General features: G+C 59.1%; 2 protein-coding genes. Both read left to right on the forward strand.

Going from position 1 to position 1,574, the window contains the following annotated elements; translation table 11 throughout:
- Window positions 1-1,289: hypothetical protein (locus AC07FD_RS39395; protein WP_478354194.1), on the forward strand; the 1,289-nt coding region annotated here is incomplete at its 5' end.
- The coding region (locus AC07FD_RS39400) for a hypothetical protein (RefSeq protein WP_478354195.1) at window positions 1,286-1,574 on the forward strand (289 nt) is incomplete at its 3' end. The genes AC07FD_RS39395 and AC07FD_RS39400, both read left to right, overlap by 4 nt.

The raw sequence follows: 1,574 nt of genomic DNA on the forward strand, positions 1-1,574 counted from the left end.
ACGCGGGAGCATGGAAGAATTTCGCCATGCTCTTTCTGGACGGCTACGCGTCCACAAGCGCGCCGACCGTCAAATGCGTCATCTCCAACGCCGCCACCAGCACCGGCGGTCCGGTCGATCTAGTCTGGACCGCTGGCGCCGCTCCGAATGACTTCTCGGATAGCGGGTCTTTTGGCAGCGTCTCTTACGGCGCCCGCGTGTCCTACGATGTCGCCGATGGATTGATCTATCTTCTGTTCGGCACCGACGATTTCGGCAGTCTAGGCTCGGTCTATCTCTCTGTGCTGGACATCGACACCCACGCCGAGCTCTACCGCATCCCCTTGGCCGATACCGCCAATTATGCCAATGCCAATCTGTTCATGCTTGCCATACGTGGCACCGGCTACGTGCTCGTTCGCATGGCGAGCAGCACGTTTCCCGACATCAGCAGGGTCTACAACACCATGACCGGCGCAATCGTCGCCGAATATCCCGATGGTGTCGGGCAAAATATCGATTGGCAGCAGGGTCTCCAGTTCGGCTCGAAATACCTCTTGAACGGGCAAACGCTCGATCCGTTGAGCGACAGCGATCAAAGCATCCATGCCGTGATCGATCTCGCCGCCGGCACATTTGTCGTCGAGCAGACCGAACGAGTAGCGTCTTCGCAGGCCCGAGGTCGGGTGACCGCTGGATCTGCGTCGTTTTTCTCGCTCGGCGGCCTCAGCTTTTTTGGGGACGTCTTCGGCGTCTATGAGGTCACGTTCGACGGCGATGCCTGGACCGAAACCCTCGTCTATCCCAACACTGCTGACGCAATAAGCGGCGTCTGGTACGACCCATTGACCGGCTATTTGATCGTCGCTGAGACGATCGGGAGTGATTTTTTCATCCGGTACATCAACCCTGACACCGGCGCCGTGGTCGATTCCATCACGGTTGCAGCACCGCATTGGAACGACTCCTTTACCTTCGTTTCAGAGCGGTACTGGCCGCGACCCGGCTACGTCCTGATGTCGAGGGGATCGGAAGTCGCCGTCTACGTGCTCGATGTACGGGCCAAGACGATCAGCCTGTTCGCCTCGAACGACGACGTTCCAGACGATGGCTTTTTCATGGGCTTCTTCGACCAGAACCGCGCCTCCTACTTCGAAGCCGAAGGCCAGGACCATTGGACCGAATACCGGCTGCCGAACACGATCCCCGGCGCGATGTCGCTGCAGGCGATGATCACCAAGGTGGCTTTTCTGGGCAAATATCCCCCGGAGCAACTGACCTTCAGTGGCATGAAAGGCGGCCTGTCATGACCAAGATTTTCCAGCCGCCGCCCGAGCCTTTCCCGACGCTATACAGCACAGTCGCGGGCGGCAAATGCCTGGGGACGTTGGTCCCCGATGGCAGCACCCTTTATCATGACGTCGACGCCGCCCCTCTATCGGCCGGCGATATCGTGACACTTTGGCTGCGGGAAGAGTCGTTTTCCGATGGCGGCCAAATCCGCACGAAAATCCTAGTCGAACTGACGTCCGACACGATCACTGTTGCCGCATTGGACCCGCCGGAAAAGCACACGCTTCCTCGATCGGCCTTTC

It is taken from the genome of Mesorhizobium waitakense (genome assembly GCF_056431085.1).